The sequence below is a fragment of the Paenibacillus sp. P22 genome (genome assembly GCF_000469945.2).
Lineage (GTDB): Bacteria > Bacillota > Bacilli > Paenibacillales > Paenibacillaceae > Paenibacillus_O > Paenibacillus_O humicus.
The window spans coordinates 1-5,030 of the sequence record NZ_CBRA020000196.1; the positions used below are offsets into that span (position 1 = coordinate 1).

Annotated in this window: 6 protein-coding genes, 1 pseudogene and 1 other annotated feature; of the genes and pseudogenes, 6 read left to right on the forward strand and 1 reads right to left on the reverse strand. The window is 58.3% G+C overall.

Going from position 1 to position 5,030, the window contains the following annotated elements:
- Nucleotides 1–706, forward strand: a 706-nt coding sequence (locus tag BN871_RS22330; protein ID WP_198158086.1) for an S-layer homology domain-containing protein, incomplete at its 5' end; no start/stop codon positions are given.
- A gap of 268 nt (nucleotides 707–974) precedes the next feature.
- Here the strand turns inward: BN871_RS22330 and BN871_RS28640 are convergent.
- Complete coding sequence (locus tag BN871_RS28640) at nucleotides 975–1,517, reverse strand: hypothetical protein (RefSeq protein WP_198158087.1); 543 nt, start codon at nucleotides 1,515–1,517, stop codon at nucleotides 975–977.
- On the opposite strand from BN871_RS28640, the pseudogene BN871_RS30355 reads away from it, so the two are divergent.
- The 5 genes and pseudogenes from BN871_RS30355 to tyrS form a co-directional block, all read left to right on the forward strand.
- Nucleotides 1,516–1,644: pseudogene (locus tag BN871_RS30355) on the forward strand (hypothetical protein); the annotation flags it as partial. The gene BN871_RS28640 and the pseudogene BN871_RS30355 overlap by 2 nt on opposite strands.
- A gap of 99 nt (nucleotides 1,645–1,743) precedes the next feature.
- Nucleotides 1,744–2,115 carry a glyoxalase superfamily protein gene (locus BN871_RS29385; protein ID WP_048748957.1) on the forward strand — a complete coding sequence of 124 codons (372 nt, stop codon included), beginning with the start codon at nucleotides 1,744–1,746 and terminating at the stop codon, nucleotides 2,113–2,115.
- 225 nt (nucleotides 2,116–2,340) lie between these two features.
- A complete protein-coding gene (locus BN871_RS27140) occupies nucleotides 2,341–3,363 on the forward strand; it encodes a GNAT family N-acetyltransferase (RefSeq protein ID WP_083436592.1) in 1,023 nt (340 codons plus the stop codon).
- Between the two features lie 111 nt (nucleotides 3,364–3,474).
- Entirely contained in the window at nucleotides 3,475–4,230 is a 756-nt protein-coding gene (locus BN871_RS22350) for a class I SAM-dependent methyltransferase (RefSeq protein ID WP_048748959.1), read from the forward strand.
- Between the two features lie 42 nt (nucleotides 4,231–4,272).
- Nucleotides 4,273–4,507, forward strand: a binding site (T-box leader).
- Between the two features lie 115 nt (nucleotides 4,508–4,622).
- Nucleotides 4,623–5,030: tyrosine--tRNA ligase (gene tyrS, locus BN871_RS22355; protein ID WP_048748961.1), on the forward strand; the 408-nt coding region annotated here is incomplete at its 3' end.

Consider the following 5,030-nt stretch of genomic DNA (forward strand, 5'->3'; position numbering starts at 1 on the left):
CGACGCCGACGCTGGAGGAGCTTGGACACCAGCGCCTAGCGAGGCTCCTTCGCCTGGCGCCGCACCTTCGCCCAGCGCCACGCCAGCGCCAAGTCTGAAGCCGCCGCCAAGCTCGAATCCCGTTCCTTCCTTTGGCGATTTGGACGGGACCGATTGGGCGCGTTCCGCCATCGAAGAGATGGCCGCCAAAGGAATCATGTTGGGAGTAGGGGGCGACAAGTTCGCTCCGAACAAACCTCTTACGCGCGCCGAATTCATTACAGCCTTGTTCCGGGCGTTCCGGTTGGATGCCGCCGAAACGGTGGGAGGACTCAGCGATGTGAAACCGATGAGAGCCTTCAGCGACGTGAAACCCGATTCTTGGTATGCCGAGGCGGTGGCGGCTGCTGCCAGGCTGGGCATAACAGGCGGCACCGGTGCCGGCAACTTCGAGCCGAACCGAGTGATTACACGTGAGGAAATGGCGGTCATGGCCGCAAATGTTCTTAACTATCTCGGCAGTCTCAAGTCCACAGACGTGAATGCGAAGCTCGCGGGCTTCAAGGACCGCAGCCAAATAGCGGGTTATGCCCGCTCATCGGTTGCGCAGCTTGCTGCCCTCGGAGTCATGAACGGCGCCGGAGGAGACGGATTTGCGCCGAAGGGAAAGGCTACCCGCGCTCAGGCAGCGGTTATGCTGCAGCGGATGCTGAAGCTGTTTGAATAAAGAACGATAGAGGAAAGGCCGCTACCCTTCATCTGGAGATGAGGGAGCGGTCTTCTTTGTGTAGTCCAATCTACTTTACCGAGCCCAACATTCTGATTTACCGAGCGATATCATGCTTTCTCTGACGAATGCAGCCTCATGGTTTGAATGTACATTTCAGTCCCAACGGATCGTGGCGAAGACAGCGCAGCAAACCTATCGGACATACGATCCGTTATTTTGCCAGTTTGGGACGATTTCACTTTTTAGCGGACATACGATCCGTTATTTATGCGAAAATCGCCTCAGATGTCAGGTTTTTGAGAAAATAACGGATCTGATGTCCGATAAAGTCCAAAATGGGGTTGAAATGCCCAAATAACGGATTTGATGTCCGATAGAACTCCGAAATGGTCGCGAGCCATGGGCAGCAGGTTTGATGATGTCCAAAAGAACTCCGAAATGGTCGCGAGCCATGGGCGGCAGGTTTGATGATGTGTAAAAGAACTCCGAAATGGTTGGGAACCATGGTTAGCAGGTTTGATGATGTGCAAAAGAACTCCGAAATGGTCGCGAGCCATGGGCGGCAGGTTTGATGATGTCCGATAGAACTCCGAAATGGTCGCGAGCCATGGGCAGCAGGTTTGATGATGTCCAAAAGAACTCCGAAATGGCCGCCAACCGCCAATACATAGGCAGCAGAGTTGACGATGTCCAAACATTCCCGAATGGGCTGGAATCTGGCACACACAGCCTCGAGGAAGCTATCGACGACTGCTTTGGGCTGGATTTCAAGCCGCAGCCATCCTTTCAGGCGGGGCGAGGCTCTCATGACAGCGGCTGCATCCGCCGCAGCCGGGCTCGGTGTCTCGATCCTGCCGGAATCAATGCGGGAAGGACTAACTTTGATTCCGCTGGAGGATGAGGGCTCCATCTGCCGAATAGGCATGATGACAAGAAAAGAGGGTTGTCTTCCTCCGGCGGCGCTGCGGTTTGTCGAGTGTGCCGCAGAAGTTTTTGGAAATGGCGGTAAACCTATCTATAGGAGGGATATAAGAATGCCTGAATTCAATCGAGTCGTCCCCATTATACGCATGTTCGACGTCGGCAAGGCAAAGGAATTCTACCTGGATTTTCTGGGGGCTGAACTGCTCTGGGAGCATCGATTCGAGGAGGCGCTGCCTCTCTATATGGCCATAAAGCTGGGAGGCTGCGAGCTGCATCTCTCGGAGCATCACGGCGATGGAAGTCCCGGCGCCAACATTCGGATCGAGACGGCAGGTCTGGCTGACTATCATAAGGCTCTTCTGGACAGCGGCTACCGGTATGCCAGGCCGGGATTGGAAAAGCCCCCCTGGGGCGGCTGCGAAGCGACCGTGATGGACCCGTTCGGGAACCGGATTACCTTTTATGAAGAGGACGGGGTCTGAAAAGGATGGATGCGATTCCCTGGCGGTTCTTCGGACTATGGACTGAAGCGAATTGAGCTGCTTGCGGTCAAGGGAGGCGGAAACATCTGAAGAACAGAGTTGTCCTATCAAGCCCGCAGACCGAATCCTCGTGTTTCTTCGGCTATAACCGTTCTTTCCATATCCTCCCGCCTCAGCCTGCAAGTATAGTAAGTGCAGGACAAAACGTGGGAGAGAGCCATAAACATGAACATATCCGTAGAACCGTGCGGCCTGGACCGCAAATTTATTCTCATGAATCTGTATCCGCTGTATCTGCATGATCTGGCCGGAATCCGCGAAGTTTTGCCGAACCGCTGCGGTGTGTTTGAAGAGGATGACGGAATCCAGACACTGCAGGAGCAGCAAGGCGAATTCGACATCTGGTGGGAAAAGGAAGGCCTATTGTTCCCCTATCTGATCCTCGCGGACGGAATTCCGGCCGGCTTCGCGCTCATCGCTTCCGGGCCGTACACCGAGTCCGGCAGCGATTATATGGTGAACGAATTCTTCATCCTCAGGCCCTACCGAGGCAAAGGCGTCGGTGAAGCAGCGGCCGGCGAGCTGTTCCGGCGTCATCCCGGAAGCTGGTCGCTGTTTACGACGCCGGGAGAGCGCAATCGCGGTTCCATCTCCTTCTGGCGGAAGTCGCTGGCCCGCCATGCGGGGGAAGACGGATATACGGAGGAGGATCTGGAGCTGGAGCACTTTGGCTGCAGCAAGCTGTTTCTCTTCTCATCGGCGGCGGAAACTTCCGGGGGAGTGTCTGAAGGAACGGAAACGCCAGTCAAAGCCATTGCCTGCTCCACCGAAGTCCGAAAGGGATCCATGGGCGACTTGCCGGCCATAGCCGCTCTGGATGCCAAGGCAGTCGGACATGGCGGACGGCTTGCCGAGCTCGAGAAGCATGTGCGCAGCGGCTGCTGCCTCGTTTCTCTTCGAGAGGGCCGCCTCGCGGGCTTCGCCGCGCATGACCGGTCTTTTTTCGGGCAGCGGTTCCTGCAGCTGATCATTGTCGATCCGGACGACCGCAGGAGCGGAGTCGGCCGCAGTCTTATGGAGGCTTGGGAGGCCGAGCTTCCGGGACATAAGCTGTTCACCTCGACCAACGAATCCAACAAGCCGATGCAGCAGCTGTGCGAAGCGATGGGCTACGTCCGCAGCGGGGTCGTCGACAACCTGGACGAAGGCGATCCCGAGATCATTTATTGCAAGCCTCCGGTTGCCTGAGCGATCCTTGTCTGGTACGGTTAAGCATGCAGACAAGCCAGGGTGCGCGCCGGCATCGGCTCGTTCGAACGGCAACCCTGGCCTCATGGACGAGATCTGGAGGGATGATCGATGGACAGCAAGGAGCGGTTTTCCAGCCGTGTGGAGAACTATGAGAAATACCGGCCGAGCTACCCGGCGCAAGCGGTAGACTACATCATCAGCCGCGGCGGGCTCAAGGAGGATTCTCCGGTAGCCGATATCGGTGCCGGAACGGGCATCTTCTCCGGGCTGCTGCTGGAGAGGCAGCTCCGGGTCATGGCCGTGGAGCCGAATCCGGATATGGCCAAGGCGGCCTGGGCCAAGCTCGGCCCCGACGAGCGGTTCGGCCTGATGCTGTCGCCTGCGGAGGATACGGGGATGGCCGAGGCCTCCGTCGACGCGATCGTAAGCGCGCAGGCTTTCCACTGGTTCGACCAGGCTGCCGCGCAGGCGGAGTTCCGCCGCATCCTGAAGCCGGAAGGACGCGCGTTCCTGATCTGGAACTCGCGCGTGCTTACGGGCACGCCCTTCCTGGAGAGGTACGAGGCGCTGCTGCATAAGTACGGGACGGACTATGCGAGCGTAAATCACCGCAACGTCTCTCCGGAAGCGCTGCAGGCTTTCTTCCGCGAGGGAACGTTTGAATGGCAGACTTTCCCTAATCGGCAGATTTTTGATTACGAGGGCGTCAAGGGCCGCCTGCTGTCTTCCTCCTACGCTCCCGCCGAGGGACAGCCCGGTCACGTGGAGATGCTGGCCGAGCTGCGGCAGATCTTCGACGAGACGCAGCAGGACGGAACCGTCAGCTTCGATTACGAGACGGAAGTGTACAGCGGCCTTCTGTAGGCCGGTTGACAGATCCGTCGGGATTCGCTAAAGTGATAGCGATAAAGTGCGTTGAAGGGAATCAGTAGCGCCCGAGCGACATCGCTCTAGAGAGCCGGCGGTTGGTGCAAGCCGGTGCGGGGTCGGGCTGCGAATTACATCCTGGAGCATCCGCGTCCGCAACTGCCTGAGGCAGAAGGGCCTGGACGGCAGCCGGCCGTTACCCGGCAGAGCGGAGCATTCTCGTCCCGTACGGGAAGCTCAACATAGGGTGGTACCGCGATGACTCGTCCCTGTCTTTGGACAGGGAGGGGTCTTTCTTTTTTTCCTCAGACATGGAGCGATACAGTCAGGCGGCTTTCAATCAACAGGCTCGGCTGCAACAAACATTCAATCAAGTGGAGGGAACAGACATGACACAAGAACAAGCTGCGGCCGTCAATCCGGAATTGCTGGAGGATCTGGAGTACCGGGGTCTGGTGTACCAGGTGACGAACCGCGAGGAACTGAGCAAAAAGATGAGCGAAGGCCGCGTCACGCTGTACTGCGGCTTCGACCCGACGGCAGACAGCCTGCATATCGGCAGCCTGCTTCCGATCCTGACGCTGCGCCGCTTCCAGCTGGCGGGCCACAACTCCATCGCCCTCGTCGGCGGCGGCACCGGCCTCATCGGCGATCCGAGCGGCCGCTCCACCGAGCGCTCGCTCAACACGGACGACACGGTCGCGAACTGGACCGAGAGCCTGAAAAACCAGCTGTCGCGCTTCCTCGACTTCGAGGCGGCGGGCAATCCGGCGAAGCTCGTCAGCAACTACGACGTG